The organism is Arthrobacter sp. Leaf141 (assembly GCF_001424565.1).
Classification (GTDB): domain Bacteria; phylum Actinomycetota; class Actinomycetes; order Actinomycetales; family Micrococcaceae; genus Arthrobacter.
Window position 1 is genome coordinate 53,348 of record NZ_LMOL01000015.1, and the last position, 17,045, is coordinate 70,392.

The following is a 17,045-nucleotide window of genomic DNA, read 5'->3' on the forward strand; positions in this document are numbered from 1 at the left end:
CCGGCGGCCCCGGCGGAAAGTACCCTTGGAGCATGATTAACGTCCTCGTCGTTGATGATGAGCTACCCGCCGTTGAGGAACTGGCGTTCCTGCTGGGCCGGGACGAACGGATCGGCAGGGTTTTCCGGGCCACCTCAGGCAGCGAAGCCCTGCTGGCGCTGGCCACGGCGCCCGTGGACGCCGTGTTCCTGGACATCCACATGCCTGCAGTCTCCGGCCTGGACATTGCCCGGGCCATCGCCGCGAGCAGCAACCCGCCCGCGGTGGTTTTTGTGACGGCGGATGAGGACCACGCGCTGGCCGCCTTCGAACTGGCCGCCGTCGACTACCTGCTCAAACCCGTCCGCTCCGAACGGCTGGCCCGTTCGGTGGGCCGGATCAGTGAACTCCGCGACGGCGGCGCGGCGCCTGAGATGATCACCGTGGACCTGGGCGGCAGCACCAAAATGATCAGGCGCGACGACGTCACGTACGTCCAGGCGCAGGGCGACTACGCGCGCCTCCACACCGCCGAGGCGAGTTACCTGATCCGGGTGCCGTTGGCCGACCTGGAACAGCAGTGGGCGGAGGCCGGCTTCATCCGGACCCACCGCTCCTACCTGGTGGCCCTGAAGCATGTGACGTCAATGAAGCTGGCCGCTGACGGACCCAGCGTCACGGTTGCCGGCGCGGGGCTGCCCATCAGCCGCCGCCACCTGCCCACAGTGCGGGAGAAACTCGAAGCCACCCGGATCAGGCCGCACGCATGACCCGGATCCGGGTCACCACGCCGCTGACCGCCCCCGCTTCCGGCCCCGGCCCCGAAAGCCGTGAAGCTGCCCAGGACTCAGACGTGGGCCAGGTCTTTGTCCGGTCCCTGATCCGTTCGCAGCTGCGGCTGGCGCTGGTGGTAGCCGGCGGGTTCCTGGTGATCCTGGCGGCGTTTCCGCTGACCCTGGCCGCCGTGCCGGGCCTGGCTGAATCCCGGCTGGCCGGGATCCCCTTCGGCTGGCTGCTCCTGGGTGCGGGCATCTACCCGGTCATCGGGTTGAGCGCCTGGTTGTTCGTCCGCTCCGCGGCCCGGAACGAAGCCCGCTACCGGGACCTGGCCGGAGACAGGTGAGGCGGCTGTGAACCCCGGCGTGGCGCTGGCAGCCGTGGCCGTGGTGTCGCTGGCCACGGCCGCGATCGGCTTCTATGGCCTGCGGATCTCCCGCACCACCGGCGACTTCTACGTTGCCTCCCGGACGGTCCGGCCATGGTGGAACGCCTCGGCGATCGGCGGCGAGTATCTGTCCGCCGCGAGCTTCCTGGGGGTGGCCGGGCTCATCCTGCTCTCCGGGACCGATGCCCTGTGGTTCCCCGTGGGCTACACGGCCGGCTACCTGATGCTGCTGTTGTTTGTGGCTGCGCCGCTGCGCCGCTCGGGCGCCTACACGATCCCCGACTTCACCGAGGCTCGCCTCGATTCGAAGGCCGTCCGGAAGGTCACCAGCCTGGTGGTGGTACTGGTGGGCTGGCTCTACATCGTGCCGCAGCTGCACGGCGCCGCACTGACCATCCGGATCACCACCGGCTTGCCGTCCTGGGCCGGCTCCGTGGCGGTGGTGGTGGTGGTCTGCCTGACGGTGGTCTCCGGCGGGATGCGGTCCATCACCTTTGTCCAGGCGTTCCAGTACTGGCTCAAGCTCACGGCCCTGGCGCTGCCCATCCTGTTCATCATCTTTTACCTGGCTGGAACAGGAACCCCAGCACTGGCGCCGCCCGCGGCCAACCCCACCGGCGCTGCCCCCACCGGGCTGTACCAGAACGTGTCGCTGCTCGTGGCACTCCTGTTCGGCACGCTCGGGCTGCCGCACGTGCTGGTCCGGTTCTACACCAACCCGGACGGGCAGTCAGCGCGCCGGACCACGCTGATTGTCCTTGGCCTGCTGTCCGTGTTTTACCTCTTCCCCACCGCGTATGGGCTGGTGGGCCGGGTCTTCGCACCGGGCCTGGCCCGGGCCGGGCAGGCGGATGCCATGGTGCTGCTGCTCCCTGGCGAACTTGTGGGTGGGGTGGCAGGTGACCTGCTCTCGGCCCTTGTAGTGGCCGGCGCGTTTGCCGCGTTCCTGTCCACCACATCGGGGCTGGTGGTGTCGCTGGCCGGCGTCATCAGCCAGGACGTCCTGGGCGGCGGCGTCGGCGGGTTCCGGCTCGCGGCGGTGCTGTCCGCCGTCGTGCCCCTGGGTTTTGCCTTCATGACGGACTCCCTGGCCCTGGCCGGCAGCGTGGGCCTGGTGTTTGCGTTTACCGCCTCCACGGTGTGCCCGGTGCTGCTGCTGGGCATCTGGTGGCGGGGACTAACGGACGTCGGGGCCATCGCCGGTATGGCCACCGGCGGGCTCCTTTGCGGCGGCGCGATGATCGCCGGCGCGGTTTCCGGCGCCGCGAACATCCCGGTGTGGCTGGCGCAGCCCGCCGCCTGGACCGTCCCGGCCGCGTTCGCCGTGATGGTGCTGGTCTCCCGTGCCACAGCCCGGCGGGTGCCCGGGACGATGCCACGGGTGATGACCCGCTTGCACACGCCGGAACGGCCGCTGGCAACCGAACGCTGATCGGTGCACAATTACGGCATGTCCACCGACGCCGGAAGCACTCCACGGCAGCAGGACGGGGCGCCGCCCGTCCAGCTGCCCGATACCGGTGCGGGGCCTGCCGCGGCGCCGGCCGGTGCAGTCCCGGCCGCTGTGCGGGCCCAGCTGCTGGCCACGGAGCACTGGGGACTGCTGGCATCCCGCAGCACCGCCCAAAGTGAGGTCCTGACCAGGATCAGCATGTTCCTCACATTCACCTCCGCCAGTGTGGTGAGCGTGGCCCTGGTGGGGCAGGCCACAAAATTCTCCGAGCCGTTTTTCCTGCTTGCCGCGACCGTGCTCTGCATCGACGTTGCCATGGGTCTGCTCACGCAGGTGCGGGTCATCAACGTGGCGCACGAGGACCTGATGTATGTGACGGCCATGAACCGGCTGCGCGGCGCCTACGTTGACCTGGATCCCGGCGTGGCTCCCTACCTGATGGCCGGTTACCACGACGACCAGGCCGGGATGGACACTACTTACTACTTCTTCGGGGGCCGCAGCAAGTTCAGCCACGTGGCAGGCAGCAGCATGCTGTTTATCATCACCGCTAACGGCGCCCTCCTGGGTATGCTGGCAGGCGTCCTGCTGGCGGTCCTCGGTGCAGGCACGATCACGTCGTTCCTCGCCGGCGCTGCCGTCGGCCTGGCGTTCATCGCGTGGTCATCGGTGAGCGGCGCGCGCTCCTACCAAGGAATCCTGCGGCGCCACACGCCACTCTCCCCCACGCCGGCCGCCCCGGGCCCGTGACGTGACCCCTGGCCGGTGATTGGCCGGTGATTGGCCGGCAGGCGGACGGTACACCGGAGGACGGTACACCGGCGAGCGGTCCACCCGGCGGCGTAGCTCCCGCAGCGTAGCGCTGGGTCAGTCGATGGCCGCCATAAGTTCAACCACGCGGTCCAGGAACGCGTCCACCTGGGTTTCCTCGTAGCCGTCGGCGCCGGCGGCGGGGCGGAAGACGGCGCGGCGGACGTTGTCCACGCTCAAGGGCTTGTCGTTTTCGAGGTAGGCCACGAGTTCGCTGCAAAGGCTGTCCACGTCAGCCGTGTTGTAGCTGCGGACTTTGCTCTTGGCGGGCCGGCGGAACCTTTCGCCGTCAGGCCGGTGCAGACGGCCCCGGAGGATGCCGGACAGGTTGCCGATCTCCCGCAGCCAGGCTTCTTCGCCGCTGGCGGCGATCAGTTCATCGCGTTCCCGGCGGGCGAAGGCGTCTTCCAGCCGGTCCAGCGCGGCGTCCACCACGGTGGCGGAGTAGCCGCCCTTGACCGGGTCAAAGGACACTGCACGCACGTCCGAGCTGTGCACCGGCCGGTTGGCGGGTTCCGGTGCCTCGAGGGACACCCTGGCCTGCTGCAGGAACTTGTCCACCTGTTTGGCGTTATAGCCGTAGTCGCTGCGCTGTACGCGCTCGAAGGACGCGGGGATGTGCCGATGAATGTCCAATGCCACTTTCATTCCTTCAATGCTTTGGCCGGCCCGGCTTCTGTGCGGGGCCCGGCTGCGGTTGGGTCAGGCCCCGGAGAACAGGACGTACAGGACAAAAACGAGGGGCGAGGCAAAAACGATGGAATCCAGCCGGTCCATCACGCCGCCGTGGCCCGGGAGGATGTCGCTCATGTCCTTGACGCCGAGTTCACGCTTGACCATGGATTCGGCCAGGTCCCCGATGGTGGCGGCCACGACCGTGCCCACGGCCAGGGCGACACCCACCCACCAGGGCTTGTCCAGGATGAAGATGCACGCCAGGATCCCAATCAGCATCGCGCCCGCCACCGAGCCGGAAAAACCTTCCCAGGTTTTTTTGGGGCTGATTTTGGGTGCCATGGGGTGTTTGCCCAGGGACGCGCCCACCAGGTATCCGAACGTGTCGTTGGAGACCACCAGAAGCAGCATCACCGCTACCTGCCAGGCCCCTTCGGGGATGGTTCCGCCCGGCCACAGGCCCAACGGGGTCGCCCCGCCGGCCACGTGCAGCGGCAGGGCCGCGAAGCTGATGAAGAACGGCACCCAACCCAAAGTGAAGACCCCGGCGAAGATGCTGTTGGCCGAGCCAGCGGCGCTTTCGATGGACCGCCATAACAGCACCGCAATGCAACTCGCCAGCATGGCGAACAGCAGGCTTTCGATGCCGCCGAGGTAGGCCACAAACGGCATGGCCACTGTTCCGGTCATCACCGGAATGATGGGCATCCTGGTGCCGTTGGCTTCCAGCGCCCGGTAGATCTCCCAGACCCCGAAGACGCCGAACGCGGTGGTGACCGCGACAAACCCGAGGGGCAGGAACAGCAGCCCGCCCAGGACCGCAATGAGCATGGCCAGCCCCACCACAACGGCGGCGGGCAGGTTACGCCCGGCCTTCGGGGTGGGATTGGGCCTGGGCTGCTTCCCCCGGGTGCGCGGCCCTGGTGCCGGGGCCTGTTCTGCCTGGCCCATCAGACTTCGAGCAGCTCTGCTTCCTTGCGCTTGAGCAGCTCATCGATGCCGTCCACGTGCGCTTTGGTCAGGCCGTCCAGTTCCTTTTCGGCACGGTTGCCGTCATCCTCACCGGCCTCGCCGTCTTTGACCAGGCGGTCAAGGGTTTCCTTGGCCTTGCGGCGGATGTTCCGGATGGACACCTTGGCGTCCTCGCCCTTGTTCTTGACGATCTTGACGTATTCCTTGCGGCGTTCCTTGGTCAACTCCGGGATGGTGATCCGGATGACGTTGCCATCGTTGGACGGGTTGGCGCCAACCTCGGAGTCGCTCAAGGCCCGCTCGATGTCGCGCAGGGCGGTCTTGTCGAACGGGGTGATGAGGATGGTGCGGGCGTCCGGGATGGCGAAGGAGGCCAGCTGCTGCAGGGGCGTGGGTGAGCCGTAGTACTCCACCAGGACCTTGTTGTAGAGGCCCGGGTTGGCGCGGCCGGTGCGGACGGAAGCGAAATCGTCCTTGGCTACCTCTACGGCCTTGTCCATCTTTTCTTCGGCTTCGAGCAAGGTTTCTTCGATCACGGCATCTCCTGACGGTTCGGGTGCAGTCCGGGGCGCCGGTTTCCTGCACACACGTGGTTCTTCTGTTGCTGGTTCCGGCCCCGCCTGCAGGGCGGGGAACGGAAGGGTCCTGAAATCATCCTAGCCGCAGCTAGGCGGAGACCAGGGTGCCCAGCTTTTCGCCCTTGATGGCGCGGGTGACGTTGCCTTCGCCTTCCATGCCGAACACAACCATGGAGAGGTCGTTGTCCTTGCACATGGTCATGGCGGTCTGGTCCATCACGCGGATGTCGCGGCGCAGCGCGTCGTCGTAGCTGAGCGTCTCCAGCCGCTCGGCGGTGGGGTCCTTCTTGGGGTCCGCCGTGTACACGGCGTCCACGCCGCTCTTGGCCATCAGGACCACGTCTGCGTGGACTTCGAGGGCGCGCTGGGCGGCCACGGTGTCGGTGGAGAAGTACGGCAGGCCGGCGCCGGCGCCGAAGATGACAACGCGGCCCTTTTCCATGTGGCGGATGGCGCGGCGCGGAATGTAGGCCTCTGCGACCTGGCCCATGGTGATGGCGCTCTGGACGCGGGTTTCAACGCCGGCCTGTTCCAGGAAGTCCTGCAGGGCCAGGCAGTTCATCACGGTTCCCAGCATGCCCATGTAGTCGGCGCGGGAACGGTCCATGCCGCTCTGGGACAGCTCTGCCCCGCGGAAAAAGTTGCCGCCACCCACCACGATGGCCACTTCAACGTCCGGCACGGCTGCGGCGATCTGCTTGGCGACGTCGCGGACGGTCTCGGGGTCAACACCGAGCTTTCCGCCGCCGAAGACCTCACCCGAGAGCTTCAGGAGGACCCGCCGCTTGTTTTTTTCCGGTTGGATTACACTGTTGACGGCTTCCATGATGCCTTCCCGTTGATGAGTCTGAAAAAAGGTTATCCTGCCGGGGCCGATGCCCGGTAACGGCCGGTTGCATGCAAAAGGGGCAGCCACCGAAGTGGCCGCCCCTTGGCAGGATCGGCTAGGAGCCGACGCGGAAGCGCGCGAACGCGGTTCCCTTGACACCGGCCTCTTCGAGGACCTGTGCCACTGACTTCTTGGCGTCCTTGGCGAAGGACTGGTCAACCAGGACCTCACCCTTGAAGAAGCCCGTTACGCGGCCTTCAACAATCTTGGTGAGGGCGGCTTCGGGCTTGCCTTCGGCCTTGGCGGTCTCCTCGGCGATGCGGCGCTCGGAGTCAACCAGGTCGGCCGGAACGTCCTCGCGGGTGAGGTAGTTCGGGGCCATCGCGGCGATGTGCACGGCAACGTCGTGGGCGGCGGTGGCGGCGGCTTCGCCTGCACCGTCAACAGCGAACAGCACGCCGACCTGGGCCGGAAGGTCCTTGGAGGTCTTGTGCAGGTAGGCGTCAACCGTGCCGCCTTCGATGCGGGAGATCCGGCGGACAACAACCTTTTCACCCAGGATGGCGCCCTCTTCGACGACAACCTCGGACAGCGGCTTGCCGTCAACTTCGGTGGCCAGCAGGGTTTCGAGATCGGCAGCGCCGGACTCGACAGCAACAGCCAGGACCTGGTCGGCGAGCTGGATGAACTTGTCGGCCTTGGCCACGAAGTCGGTTTCGCAGTTGACTTCGATCATGATGCCGACGCCGTTGCTGACCTTGGCAGCAACCAGGCCTTCAGCGGTGGAACGGCCTTCGCGCTTCGTGGCACCCTTGAGGCCCTTGATGCGGATGATTTCGATGGCCTTCTCGGCGTCACCGTTGGCTTCGTCAAGAGCCTTCTTGACATCCATCATGCCGGCGCCGGTGCGCTCACGCAGGGCTTTGATGTCCGCGGCAGTGTAGTTCGCCATGTGAACCCCTCTGTCTAGAAATTTGATGTGGTGTACGGACTGACAGGATGGCAGCCCACACCGTGGGCGGCCATCCTGTCAGTGGCTCCGGCTGCACGCAGCGCGGAGAGTCCGGATTTACTTGTGTTACTTGGCTTCTTCGGCAGGAGCCTCGGCGGCGGGAGCCTCGGCAGCAGCCGGGGCTTCCTCTGCAGCGGCTGCAGCCGGAGCTTCTTCGGCGGCGGGAGCAGCAGCTGCGGCTTCCTCGGCCTTGTTGCCTTCGAGGAGCTCGCGCTCCCACTCGGCCAGCGGCTCTTCCGGAGCTTCCGTGGTACCGGTTGCACGCTGGTTGCGGGCGATCAGGCCCTCAGCAACGGCGTCGGCAACAACGCGGGTCAGCAGGTTGACGGAGCGGATGGCGTCGTCGTTACCCGGGATCGGGAAGTCGACTTCGTCCGGATCGCAGTTGGTGTCCAGGATGGCCACAACCGGGATGTTCAGCTTCTTGGCCTCGTCAACGGCGAGGTGTTCCTTCTTGGTGTCCACGATCCAGAGCACGGAGGGTGCCTTGGTCAGGTTGCGGATACCACCGAGGTTGGTTTCCAGCTTGGTCAGTTCACGGCGAAGGAGCAGCAGTTCCTTCTTGGTGTACGCGGAACCGGCGACGTCGTCGAAGTCGATCTCTTCGAGTTCCTTCATGCGCTGGATGCGCTTGGAGACCGTCTGGAAGTTGGTCAGCATACCGCCGAGCCAACGCTGGTTCACGTAGGGCTGGCCCACGCGGGTTGCCTGCTCGGCGATGGATTCCTGCGCCTGCTTCTTGGTGCCGACGAAGAGTACGGTACCGCCGTGTGCAACGGTGGCCTTCACGAACTCGTAGGCACGGTCGATGTAGGACAGCGACTGCTGCAGGTCAATGATGTAGATACCGTTGCGCTCCGTGAAGATGAAACGCTTCATCTTCGGGTTCCAACGGCGGGTCTGGTGTCCAAAGTGGACGCCGCTGTCAAGCAGCTGGCGCATAGTTACGACGGGCATGCCGACGCTCCTTCCGGCAGGTCATTCATGAGAGAGCCCATGGCTCTCTTACCCTGCCAATTGTTGACGGTTGGTTTAGCGTGACCCGGGTTGGGCCGTGCTCCTGGCATCCATCACGCTTCCCATCAGGACCGGTAAGGTCCTGACCGCAGGAGGCGCGATCCTCCCAGGGAAAGCCGGAGCTTTCCTGCAGGAGGGCTGGATGCGCGTAGTCAGCCACCGCTCCCCCACACTCCTGAATGAGATGTGCCGACGCGCCCCGGACAGGGGTGTACACCGCTGGGGTGGACCACCGGGACGGGAGGCGTTGAGGGCGCAGCAAACTGCTCCGTCAAGTGTACTACAGCCGCCCGCTTCCGCTGGACACCGGGAGCGGCCCGGCAGGACGTTTTCCACATGGCCAGGCCGGCAGCTTCCGGGGCGTCCCCGGCAGGTGGATGCTGGGTTGATGAAGAGCTTACTGCTCCTGGCGGCACTGGTACTGGTGGCCGGAACCACGGTGCCGGCGGATACGCCGCGGGCCGGCTGGCAGTGGCCGCTCTCCCCCCGTCCGCAGGTGCTGCGTCCGTTCGCACCGCCGCCCCAACCGTGGCTCAGCGGGCACCGCGGGGTGGACCTGGTCGCAGCGTTCGACGGCGCCCCGGTCGCCTCGCCTGCCGCCGGCACCGTGTCCTTCGCCGGGGTGGTGGTTGACCGGCCGGTGCTGACCATCGACCACGGAAACGGACTGCGGAGCAGTTTCGAACCGGTACTCAGCACCCTTCCGACGGGCACGGCCGTGACCGCCGGACAGGTGGTGGGGCAGCTGGCGGGGACCGCCGCGGGCGGGCACTGCGGCTCCGTTCCCTGCCTGCATTGGGGCGTCCGGCAGGGAGGCGCCTACCTGGACCCGCTGGAGTTTGTGATGGACCTGCGCCCATCCGTCCTGCTGCCGCTAAGCGGCGAACCGCCGTGAGGCACGGATCGCTAAAGAGGGACAGCGGAGTGGGCCCCGGTCAGACGATCGCTGAGATCCCGGTAACGGCACGGCCGGTCACCAGGGTGTTGATCTCGTGTGTTCCCTCATAGGAGTAGATGGCTTCGGCGTCCGCGAAGATCTTGGCCATACCGTAGTCGGTGACGATCCCGTTGCCGCCCAGGATGTTCCTGCCGATTGCCACACTGTCCCGCATCCGTTCGGTGGTGAAGGCCTTGGCCAGGGCCGACTGCTCATCCTTGGCCTGACCCGCGTCCTCCAGCTGGGACAGCCGGACCATCATGCCCATGGAACTGACGGCGTTGCCCAGGATGCTGACCAGCTGGCTCTGGACCAGCTGGAAGGATGCCAGCGGCCTGCCGAACTGCTGGCGCTCCACGGCATAACTCCGGGCCACGTCGAACGCTGCCAGCTGCTGGCCTACTGCCTGCCACGCAACGCCGAGGCGGGTGACCTTGAGGACTTTGTTGACGTCGCGGAAGCTGTTGGCGTGCGCCAGCTTGAAGAAGTCGGGCACCACCACGTTGGTCAGGGTGATGTCGGCATTCTGGACGGTGCGCAGGGAGATCTTGTTCTCGATCTTTGTGGCCGAGTAGCCCGGCAGGCTGGTGTCCACCAGGAAGCCCTTGACCTTGTTGTCGTCCAGGTCCCGGGCGTAGATGACCACCCAGTCCGAGAAGGTGGCGTTGCCGATCCAGCGTTTTTCACCGTTGAGGATCCAGGAATCGCCGTCGCGGCGGGCTGTGGTGCGGGTCCCGCCGGCCACGTCGCTTCCGCCCAGCGGCTCGGTCAGGCCAAACGCGCCGATCTTCTTCATGGCGTAGATGTCCGGCAGCCAGGCATCCTTTTGTTCCTGCGAGGCAAGGGCTTCGATGGAGCCGGTAAACAGGCCATCGTGGACGCCGAGGAAGGTGGCGATGGAGGCGTCGGCGCGGGTCAGTTCGGCGTGAACCAGCCCCGCGAAGAGGTTCGAGTGGCCTTGCCGCCGGACGGGGCTGATCAGGTCGATTTCCGCGAGCTTGGGAATCAGGTCCATGGGGAACTCGCCGCGGTTCCAGCAGTCAACGGCGATGGGCTTTACTTCGCGGGCCAGGAAGTCCCTGATCTCAGCCAGCCGGTCCTGCTCCTTCTGCGTGAGGAGCTGCTCGAACGCGAAGAAGTCGCCGTCGGCGTACGGAAGGGTATTAAGGCCTGCAGGGGTGGCGGACATGGTTACCTCACAGCGGAATCGTCGTTGACCGGGGATCGCCCGAAAAAGCAGATGTTACTGGTCAGTAACTTACCGCACGAAGGCTGAATAGCCAAGCACCGCGGCCACCCTTCCGCAGTTGACTCACCCTGTGGAGCCATTGGGCATAGGCTCAGCGACGATGCGAACTGATCCGGCGGGGGCGCAGGGCACTGACCCTAACGCCGGCTCTGGAAAGCGAAAAAATGCCCGGTCCGCCGACAGGTGTCGGGAACCGGGCATTACTTGAGCGGTAGGGCTACTCGGACTTGAACCGAGGACCTTAGGATTATGAGTCCCGCGCTCTAACCAGCTGAGCTATAGCCCCGTGATGCCCGGCGCCGGGTGGGCGCCTGCCGGTGGACCGGAGGGCAAAAACACTCTAGCAAACCTGCGAAAGCGTTCAGACCACCTTGTCCTCGTAGCAGGCTCCCCGGTAGAGGTCCTCGAAAGTCTGCAGCGTCCCTTCGATGCTGTGCGGTTCCACCATCCTGCGGCTCGCCTGGCCCATGGCGGCCCGCTGGTCAGCCGGCAGTTCGAGGATCTGGGTGATCTTCTTGGCCAGGTCATCGCTGTCGTTGGGGATGAAGAGGTAACCGTTGGCGCCGTCCCGGACCAGGTGCGGCAGGGCCATGGCGTCCGCGAGGACCACGGGCGTGGACGCCGACATGGCTTCCAGGGTCACCAGGGACTGCAGCTCGGCGGTGCCGGGCATGCAGAACAGGTCCGCCAGGATGTAGGCCTTCCGCAGGTCCTCGTCGGTGGCAAGGCCCAGGAACTTCACCCGGTTGCCAAGGCCAAGCTTTTGGACCAGCGCTTCGAGGGCAGGACGCACCTCGCCACCGCCCACGATCTCCAGGTGAACGTTCAGTTCCGGAGGCGTCTTGCCAATGGCCCGGATCAACACATCAACGTGCTTCTCCTCCGCCAGCCGGCCGGCAAACATGACCGTGGGATGCGGGTGCGGCTCCAGCTGCTCCCCGGGCTGCAGTTCGTAGGCGGCCGAATCGATCCCGTTGGACAGCGGCAGGACTTTGCCCAGGAAGGCGTGTTCGTGCATGGCTTTGGCTGCCAGCGGGGTGGGGGTGGTGATCACGTCCGCCTGGCCCATCACTTTGCCCATGTCCCGCCAGGACACCTTGCCCACAATGTCCTTGAACCACTGCGGGAACGGCAGGAACGGGTTGAGGTTTTCCGGCATGAAGTGGTTGGTGGCAATGATCCGGATGCCGCGTTTTGCGGCCTCGTACAGGACGTGCTCGCCGATCATGTAGTGGCTCTGGATGTGCACCACATCCGGCTGCACCCGGTCGAAGAGGAGGCTGATCTCCTTTTTGATCTCCCACGGCAGGCAGATCCGGAACGATTCGTGGGTGAAGGCCCGGTGGGAGCGCAGCCGGTGCACGGTGGCCTCGGACCGGAATTCGGTGTAGCTCTTCCCGCTCTCCGGGCGGCCGGCCAGCACGTGCACGTTGTGGCCTCGCCCGGTCATCCCCTTTGCCAGGCGGTAACCGAACTGGGCGGCGCCGTTGACATTGGGCGGGTAGGTTTCGGCGGCAATAAGAATTGTCAGCTTCTGCTGGTCTGCGGGCGTGGTCATGGGGACTTCTCCTGATGGTCACGGTGCGGACAGCGGAGGCTGACAGCACGGTTGGCTGCCGGCAGGGGTGGCGCCGGGCCTCGTGGGCTTACTGGACTGCTGGGCTTACTCGACTGCTGGGCTGGTTTGGTTCACGCTGGTGCGGTTCACGACGGCGGCCGGCCCGCGGCCTTCCGCGCGTCCTTCCTGCGCTTGGTGACCTCGGGATGGTGCCGCGAAAGGGCAATCACCCCAACGATAGCAAGGGAAGCGGCGGTTCCCATGGCAATCGCCATGACGGCGTGCACATCCGGGCGCAGTTCGCCGAGGATCACAATGCCGATCGCGATGCCCACGATCGGGTCGATGACCGTCAGCCCTGCAATCACCAGGTCCGGCGGTCCTGCCGAGTAGGCACTCTGCACAAACCAGGACCCCAGTCCGCCGGCAGCGATGATGGCCACCACGGTGTACCACTGGACGTTCAGCAGGAACTGCCCGTTCGGGTCGAGGAGGTGCTTGCCGATGATGCGGGTAAGGACGGCGACAAAACCAAAAAGCACGCCGGCGCCCAGGATGTAGACGAATGCGTTCAGCCGGTGCCGGAACAGGACGGCGAGGGTGCCGAACAGCCCCACGGCCAGCGCCAGCAGCAGCACGATGGTCAGCTCGTTGTCCACGCTCACGTGGTGGTTTTCCTGGGTGACGTTGACCGCCAGGAGCACAAACAGGGCGGAGCCTGCCACGCAGGCGCTGATGGCCACCACCGTGGCCCGGTTGATGGTGAGATCCTGGTCCCTGGCATTGACGATGGTGGTGATGACCAGGGCAATGGCCCCGATGGGCTGGACCACCGTCAGGGGTGCAGACACCAGCGCCACGGCGTTCATGCCCATGCCCACCGCCAGCAGGACCAGCCCGAAAACCCAGCGCGGGTTCCGCAGCAGGCGCAGGAAACTGTTCGAGCTCAAGGCAAGGCCGCCGGTATCGGCCTTGACGGCGCTCCCCTGGCGCTGGGCGCCCAGCGCCAGGCAGAAGGCGCCCAGGACCGCCAGGATGACGGCAAGCCACACCATCAGGCGTTCCCGCCGTCGGTAGCGGCATGCAGCCGGCCTTTACGCAGGATGGCCCAGAAATAGTTGTAGGCGGCAATCCAGTGGCCGATCAGGCCCAGGATGAGCACAATCCAGGCCGCGGTAAACAAAGCGGCGGAGGATCCGGTATCCAGCCGGGATAGGAGCAGCATGGGCGTGCCCAGCAGGAGCAGGCCGGTGCGGATCTTCCCGACGGAACTGACCGGCAGGTCCGGGTGGCCGCGAAAGAAGAACAGCGTAAGGACCAGGAGCACGGCGTCCGGAACCACCAGTGCGGCCAGGTACAGCCAATGCACAACACCGGCGATCACCAGGGTGACCGCGACGGCGATCAGCGCCAGGCGGTCGGCGATGGGGTCCATGACCCGGCCCAGTCTGGAAGCCTGGTCGAAGCGGCGGGCCACATAGCCATCAACCCAGTCGGTGCCGGCCATCACCGCCAGGACCACTACCCCGGCACCGTACTCCTGCCGGGCCAGGACCAGCCAGATGAACAGCGGGACACCCATGAACCGGATGACGGTGAGCAGGTTGGGAATGGTGAAGATGAGGTCGTGGTCCACCTGGGGGCGGTCTGGGCTGGAACCGGCGCCAATAAACTTCACCAGGTCCCCTTCCCTTGTTCCGCGTCATGCGGTTTTCTTGTTGTGCTGTGATCCGGCGGCCGCTGCGTGCTGCGGGGGCTAGTAGGTGCGGATGAGTTTCCGGATCAGGACCACCAGGGCGGCGCCTGCGGCGGCCAGGGCTGCCAGCGGCTTCCACCGGTTGGGCAAGTCAGTCGATTCGGAGAAACCGGCCAGCTTCCGGCCGGCCACGTCCGCCCCGTGCGCGGCTGCGGCCTGTCCCTCGCGGGCCTTGTCCTGCGCCACACCCAACAGGTACCGGGACTGGGTCCGGACGTCCAGCTGGGTGCCGAGGTCGTCGCGGACCTCGGCCAGGTGGTGGCGGCGCTGGCCCAGGCGGCGGGCCAGTTCGGGTTCGGAGGCGTGTGGGAATTCCTTCCGGTGCTCCGCCTCCTTGGCTTCCTTTTCGGCCTTGGCCTTTGCCGCGGCCTCTTCCTTGGCGGCCTTCGCTGCCTTGGCTTCGGGGCTGTTGGGGTCCAGGATTGCCGGGTTGAAGGCGGAACCTTCCTTGGCGACGCCGAGGTCATGGCGGATGCCGCGGATGGTTTCCTCCGGCACCAGCGGCATTGCCTGCTTGAGTTTCCTGAGTCCGATCAGGCCGCCGATCAGGGCAATCAGCAGGAACACACCGGCCACGGCCAGCGCGGCAAGCCACGCCGGCATGATGGTGGCCAGCCCCATGATCGCTGCCACGATGAGGGCAACCACCAGCATCAGCACGAACACCAGGGCCACGCCGAAGAACGCAGCGGCGACGCCCAGCTGGATCCCCTTGCGTTTGAGCTCCACCTTGGCGAATGCGATTTCGTCGTTCAGCTGGCGGGGCGCCAGCCGGGAAAGGAGCTTCAGCGTCCCCGGCAGCGCGGTGAAGCGCAATCCCGGGCTGGTCCGCCCGCTGTGACGTCCACTCATCGGTTCCGCCTTACTAAAAATCTGGGGGTCAATATTGCTTCCCTGCGCTGCGGGATGGTGCACGTGCACCTTCCCCGCCACCAAAACTATCATTCAGGTTCAGGGCGAACTTCGGGGCTTGCCGGAGCGGCGCGGACTACAACGCTGAAAAAAGGTACGCCGGCGGGCCTAGGATTGTTGTCCGTGACCACTTCCGCCAATCCGGGCGACCTGCTGAGCCGGCGCCGGAAACTCCTGTACATCCTTCTCCTCGGCGCCCTGACGGCCTTGGGCCCGTTCACCATCGACCTGTACCTGCCTGCGTTCCCGGCGCTGGAGGCGAGCCTTGGAGTCACGGAAGCCCAGGTGCAACTGACCCTGGCGGGCACCACGGTGGGCTTTGCCCTGGGGCAGCTGGTGGTGGGACCCATCAGTGACAGGTTTGGCCGCCGGGCGCCGCTGATCCTGGCCACTGCCCTTCACATCATGGCGTCCCTCGGCGCAGCGCTGTCAACGGACATCACCACGCTGGGTATCTTCCGTGTCCTGATGGGCATCGGTGCCGCCGGCGGCGGCGTGGTGGCCATGGCAATGGTGCGGGACCTGTTCTCGGGGTACGCCATGGTGCGGATGTTCTCCCGGATGGCGCTGGTCAACGGCCTTGCCCCGATCCTGGCACCCGTCATCGGCTCGCAGCTGCTGCTGGTGATGCCGTGGCCGGGAATCTTTGTGTTCCTCGCCTCCTACGGCACCTTGGTGATCATCGCGGCCCTGTTCCTGGTCCGCGAGACGCTTCCACCCGAAAAGCGGGGCCAAAGCGGCCTGACCATGCGGCAGCGGTACCGGGTGCTGTTCAGCGACCGGATCTTTGTGGGCCTGCTCATCGTTGCAGGGATGAACTTCGGTGGCCTGTTCACGTACCTTTCTGCCTCGCCGTTCCTGTTCCAGGACGTGTTTGGATTTTCCCCGCAGGAGTACGGACTCCTGTTTGGCATCAACTCGCTGGGGATTGTGGCAGGTGTGCAGACCAGCTCCCGGCTGATCCGCCGGGTGCCCCCGCAGTGGATCCTGGCCTGCGCCACCGCCTGGATGTTTGTGATGGCTGTGCTGATTGTGGTGTTCGACCAGCTGGGCTTCGGGCTCTGGGGCGTCCTGGTGCCGCTGTGGTTCTACATCCTGGGTACTGGCTTTATGTTCCCGTGCGTCCAGGTCCTGGCGCTGGCCAACCACGCAGCCCAGGCCGGCACGGCGGCGTCCCTGCTGGGTGCCGCGACGTTTATGGCCGCCGGGCTGATTTCACCTGTGGTGGGCTGGCTGGGGATCGAGAGCGCCACCCCGATGGGTGCGGTGCAGGCCGCCTGCATCCTGCTTTCCATCGCGTCCCTGTGGCTGGTGGTCCGGCCCCGCACCGTTCCGGCCATCCAGTGACACCCGCACGCCCGGCACAGCCCGGGAGCCCGGCATGACCCGCGGCCGTCCGCACCGCAACGGCAGGGGCCTTTTCCTCGGCGCGGTGCTGGGCGCCGTCGCCGGCTATTTTGCCGGCCGGATGCTGGGCAGCCCGGCCGTTGGCATCGTGCTGGGCGCGCTGGTGGGCTCCGCAGTGCTCTACCGGGTTAATCCCGGACCCCGCAAGCGGCGATGACGCACCGGAAACCACAACGGCCGCCGATAATCGGCTGATCCGCGATAAAATGGGCCCGTGCCCAAACGGCAGGACCAGCCGCCACTACCGGCCACATGGCAACGGTGCGATAACCAGATACTGCCACTGTGGTGGGACCGGCTGTGCGCCCAGACAGGCCAGCAGTCCGCTGCCCTGTACGCTGCAGGCCTGTTCAACGGGGACCGGCGGCGGCCCATCGCCCAGTGGTTCAATCCGGCCTTCAACGCCGCGCTGCTGGTAGCCCCGGAAACGTCCCCTGAATGGCCCGTGCAGCGCTTCGGGATCTTCTACGCGCCCGCCGATGCCGGCTTCGTCCGCGTCCATTCAGCGCCCCACGAATGGAACCCGCGCCAGCCGCGCACCTCCCCCACCGAACAGGAAGCCTTCCTGGCCGCGGTTGTTGAAGCTGAGCGCTTCCTCCAGGTTGAAATGGACTTTGCCTAGGGAACAAAAAATCCCCGTCCTGCCAGCGGCGGGACGGGGATTTTCCGGTTTGCTCCTCCTGCTGGACTTGAACCAGCAACCCTTCGATTAACAGTCGAATGCTCTGCCAATTGA

Annotated in this window: 19 protein-coding genes and 2 tRNA genes; 8 read left to right on the forward strand and 13 right to left on the reverse strand. The window is 66.0% G+C overall.

Going from position 1 to position 17,045, the window contains the following annotated elements; genetic code table 11:
* The first annotated feature begins 32 nt into the window (after nucleotides 1-32).
* From ASF72_RS11395 to ASF72_RS11410, 4 genes are read left to right on the forward strand one after another with little or no spacing between them, the layout of a single operon-like run.
* On the forward strand, nucleotides 33-749 hold the full coding sequence (locus ASF72_RS11395; protein ID WP_050685465.1) for a LytR/AlgR family response regulator transcription factor: 717 nt from the start codon (nucleotides 33-35) through the stop codon (nucleotides 747-749).
* Nucleotides 746-1,102: a hypothetical protein gene (locus ASF72_RS11400; protein WP_050685464.1), complete on the forward strand. Its 357-nt coding sequence runs from the start codon at nucleotides 746-748 to the stop codon at nucleotides 1,100-1,102. The genes ASF72_RS11395 and ASF72_RS11400 overlap by 4 nt, the downstream gene beginning before the upstream one ends.
* 7 nt (nucleotides 1,103-1,109) lie before the next feature.
* Nucleotides 1,110-2,576 (forward strand): sodium/solute symporter, encoded by a 1,467-nt coding sequence (locus ASF72_RS11405; protein ID WP_056598975.1) that lies wholly within the window; start codon nucleotides 1,110-1,112, stop codon nucleotides 2,574-2,576.
* Nucleotides 2,577-2,594: 18 nt separating this feature from the next.
* A complete protein-coding gene (locus ASF72_RS11410) occupies nucleotides 2,595-3,347 on the forward strand; it encodes a hypothetical protein (RefSeq protein WP_235504711.1) in 753 nt (250 codons plus the stop codon).
* 117 nt (nucleotides 3,348-3,464) lie between these two features.
* Here ASF72_RS11410 and ASF72_RS11415 read toward each other — a convergent pair whose 3' ends face one another.
* From ASF72_RS11415 to rpsB, 6 genes are all read right to left on the reverse strand, one after another.
* On the reverse strand, nucleotides 3,465-4,049 hold the full coding sequence (locus tag ASF72_RS11415; RefSeq protein ID WP_056598977.1) for a DivIVA domain-containing protein: 585 nt from the start codon (nucleotides 4,047-4,049) through the stop codon (nucleotides 3,465-3,467).
* 60 nt (nucleotides 4,050-4,109) lie between these two features.
* The gene (locus ASF72_RS11420) at nucleotides 4,110-5,033 is read right to left on the reverse strand and encodes a phosphatidate cytidylyltransferase (RefSeq protein ID WP_050685462.1); all 924 of its coding nucleotides are present in this window, start codon (nucleotides 5,031-5,033) and stop codon (nucleotides 4,110-4,112) included.
* The gene (gene frr, locus ASF72_RS11425) at nucleotides 5,033-5,590 is read right to left on the reverse strand and encodes a ribosome recycling factor (protein WP_050685461.1); all 558 of its coding nucleotides are present in this window, start codon (nucleotides 5,588-5,590) and stop codon (nucleotides 5,033-5,035) included. Before frr ends, ASF72_RS11420 begins: the two co-directional genes overlap by 1 nt.
* A 130-nt stretch (nucleotides 5,591-5,720) precedes the next feature.
* Nucleotides 5,721-6,458, reverse strand: coding sequence for a UMP kinase (gene pyrH, locus ASF72_RS11430; RefSeq protein WP_050685460.1), 738 nt, complete (start codon nucleotides 6,456-6,458; stop codon nucleotides 5,721-5,723).
* A gap of 118 nt (nucleotides 6,459-6,576) precedes the next feature.
* Nucleotides 6,577-7,413: a translation elongation factor Ts gene (gene tsf, locus ASF72_RS11435; protein ID WP_050685459.1), complete on the reverse strand. Its 837-nt coding sequence runs from the start codon at nucleotides 7,411-7,413 to the stop codon at nucleotides 6,577-6,579.
* A gap of 126 nt (nucleotides 7,414-7,539) precedes the next feature.
* Nucleotides 7,540-8,430, reverse strand: a complete 891-nt coding sequence (gene rpsB / locus ASF72_RS11440) for a 30S ribosomal protein S2 (RefSeq protein ID WP_056598980.1) — start codon at nucleotides 8,428-8,430, stop codon at nucleotides 7,540-7,542.
* Between the two features lie 448 nt (nucleotides 8,431-8,878).
* Here rpsB and ASF72_RS11445 point away from each other — a divergent pair, with 448 nt between their 5' ends.
* The gene (locus tag ASF72_RS11445) at nucleotides 8,879-9,385 is read left to right on the forward strand and encodes a M23 family metallopeptidase (protein ID WP_050685457.1); all 507 of its coding nucleotides are present in this window, start codon (nucleotides 8,879-8,881) and stop codon (nucleotides 9,383-9,385) included.
* Between the two features lie 40 nt (nucleotides 9,386-9,425).
* Here ASF72_RS11445 and ASF72_RS11450 read toward each other — a convergent pair whose 3' ends face one another.
* The 6 genes from ASF72_RS11450 to ASF72_RS11475 form a co-directional block, all read right to left on the reverse strand.
* Nucleotides 9,426-10,616: an acyl-CoA dehydrogenase family protein gene (locus ASF72_RS11450; protein WP_050685456.1), complete on the reverse strand. Its 1,191-nt coding sequence runs from the start codon at nucleotides 10,614-10,616 to the stop codon at nucleotides 9,426-9,428.
* A gap of 272 nt (nucleotides 10,617-10,888) precedes the next feature.
* Nucleotides 10,889-10,962: transfer RNA gene (locus tag ASF72_RS11455), tRNA-Ile, on the reverse strand.
* Nucleotides 10,963-11,037: 75 nt separating this feature from the next.
* On the reverse strand, nucleotides 11,038-12,234 hold the full coding sequence (locus tag ASF72_RS11460; protein ID WP_056598983.1) for a glycosyltransferase: 1,197 nt from the start codon (nucleotides 12,232-12,234) through the stop codon (nucleotides 11,038-11,040).
* 146 nt (nucleotides 12,235-12,380) lie between these two features.
* A complete protein-coding gene (locus tag ASF72_RS11465; RefSeq protein WP_050685454.1) occupies nucleotides 12,381-13,289 on the reverse strand; it encodes a DMT family transporter in 909 nt (302 codons plus the stop codon).
* Nucleotides 13,289-13,912, reverse strand: a complete 624-nt coding sequence (locus tag ASF72_RS11470) for a CDP-alcohol phosphatidyltransferase family protein (RefSeq protein ID WP_056598986.1) — start codon at nucleotides 13,910-13,912, stop codon at nucleotides 13,289-13,291. Before ASF72_RS11470 ends, ASF72_RS11465 begins: the two co-directional genes overlap by 1 nt.
* A gap of 78 nt (nucleotides 13,913-13,990) precedes the next feature.
* The gene (locus ASF72_RS11475) at nucleotides 13,991-14,842 is read right to left on the reverse strand and encodes a phage holin family protein (RefSeq protein WP_050685452.1); all 852 of its coding nucleotides are present in this window, start codon (nucleotides 14,840-14,842) and stop codon (nucleotides 13,991-13,993) included.
* Nucleotides 14,843-15,025: 183 nt separating this feature from the next.
* Here ASF72_RS11475 and ASF72_RS11480 point away from each other — a divergent pair, with 183 nt between their 5' ends.
* The 3 genes from ASF72_RS11480 to ASF72_RS11490 are packed head-to-tail and all read left to right on the forward strand — an operon-like array spanning nucleotide 15,026 to nucleotide 16,931.
* Nucleotides 15,026-16,249 carry a multidrug effflux MFS transporter gene (locus ASF72_RS11480; RefSeq protein WP_432245861.1) on the forward strand — a complete coding sequence of 408 codons (1,224 nt, stop codon included), beginning with the start codon at nucleotides 15,026-15,028 and terminating at the stop codon, nucleotides 16,247-16,249.
* 34 nt (nucleotides 16,250-16,283) lie between these two features.
* On the forward strand, nucleotides 16,284-16,466 hold the full coding sequence (locus ASF72_RS11485) for a hypothetical protein (protein WP_050685450.1): 183 nt from the start codon (nucleotides 16,284-16,286) through the stop codon (nucleotides 16,464-16,466).
* A gap of 57 nt (nucleotides 16,467-16,523) precedes the next feature.
* Nucleotides 16,524-16,931 (forward strand): hypothetical protein, encoded by a 408-nt coding sequence (locus tag ASF72_RS11490; protein ID WP_056598989.1) that lies wholly within the window; start codon nucleotides 16,524-16,526, stop codon nucleotides 16,929-16,931.
* A 55-nt stretch (nucleotides 16,932-16,986) separates the two neighbouring features.
* Here the strand turns inward: ASF72_RS11490 and ASF72_RS11495 are convergent.
* A tRNA-Asn gene (locus ASF72_RS11495) sits at nucleotides 16,987-17,045 on the reverse strand.

Coding starts and splice junctions, on each gene's coding strand:
- ASF72_RS11465 (WP_050685454.1), bottom strand. CDS start 13,289: ATGGTGTGGCTTGCCGTCATCCTGGCGGTCCTGGGCGCCTTCTGCCTG.
- ASF72_RS11460 (WP_056598983.1), bottom strand. CDS start 12,234: ATGACCACGCCCGCAGACCAGCAGAAGCTGACAATTCTTATTGCCGCC.
- ASF72_RS11475 (WP_050685452.1), bottom strand. CDS start 14,842: ATGAGTGGACGTCACAGCGGGCGGACCAGCCCGGGATTGCGCTTCACC.
- ASF72_RS11410 (WP_235504711.1), top strand. CDS start 2,595: ATGTCCACCGACGCCGGAAGCACTCCACGGCAGCAGGACGGGGCGCCG.
- ASF72_RS11450 (WP_050685456.1), bottom strand. CDS start 10,616: ATGTCCGCCACCCCTGCAGGCCTTAATACCCTTCCGTACGCCGACGGC.
- tsf (WP_050685459.1), bottom strand. CDS start 7,413: ATGGCGAACTACACTGCCGCGGACATCAAAGCCCTGCGTGAGCGCACC.
- ASF72_RS11400 (WP_050685464.1), top strand. CDS start 746: ATGACCCGGATCCGGGTCACCACGCCGCTGACCGCCCCCGCTTCCGGC.
- ASF72_RS11485 (WP_050685450.1), top strand. CDS start 16,284: ATGACCCGCGGCCGTCCGCACCGCAACGGCAGGGGCCTTTTCCTCGGC.
- rpsB (WP_056598980.1), bottom strand. CDS start 8,430: ATGCCCGTCGTAACTATGCGCCAGCTGCTTGACAGCGGCGTCCACTTT.
- ASF72_RS11445 (WP_050685457.1), top strand. CDS start 8,879: ATGAAGAGCTTACTGCTCCTGGCGGCACTGGTACTGGTGGCCGGAACC.
- ASF72_RS11420 (WP_050685462.1), bottom strand. CDS start 5,033: ATGGGCCAGGCAGAACAGGCCCCGGCACCAGGGCCGCGCACCCGGGGG.
- pyrH (WP_050685460.1), bottom strand. CDS start 6,458: ATGGAAGCCGTCAACAGTGTAATCCAACCGGAAAAAAACAAGCGGCGG.
- ASF72_RS11395 (WP_050685465.1), top strand. CDS start 33: ATGATTAACGTCCTCGTCGTTGATGATGAGCTACCCGCCGTTGAGGAA.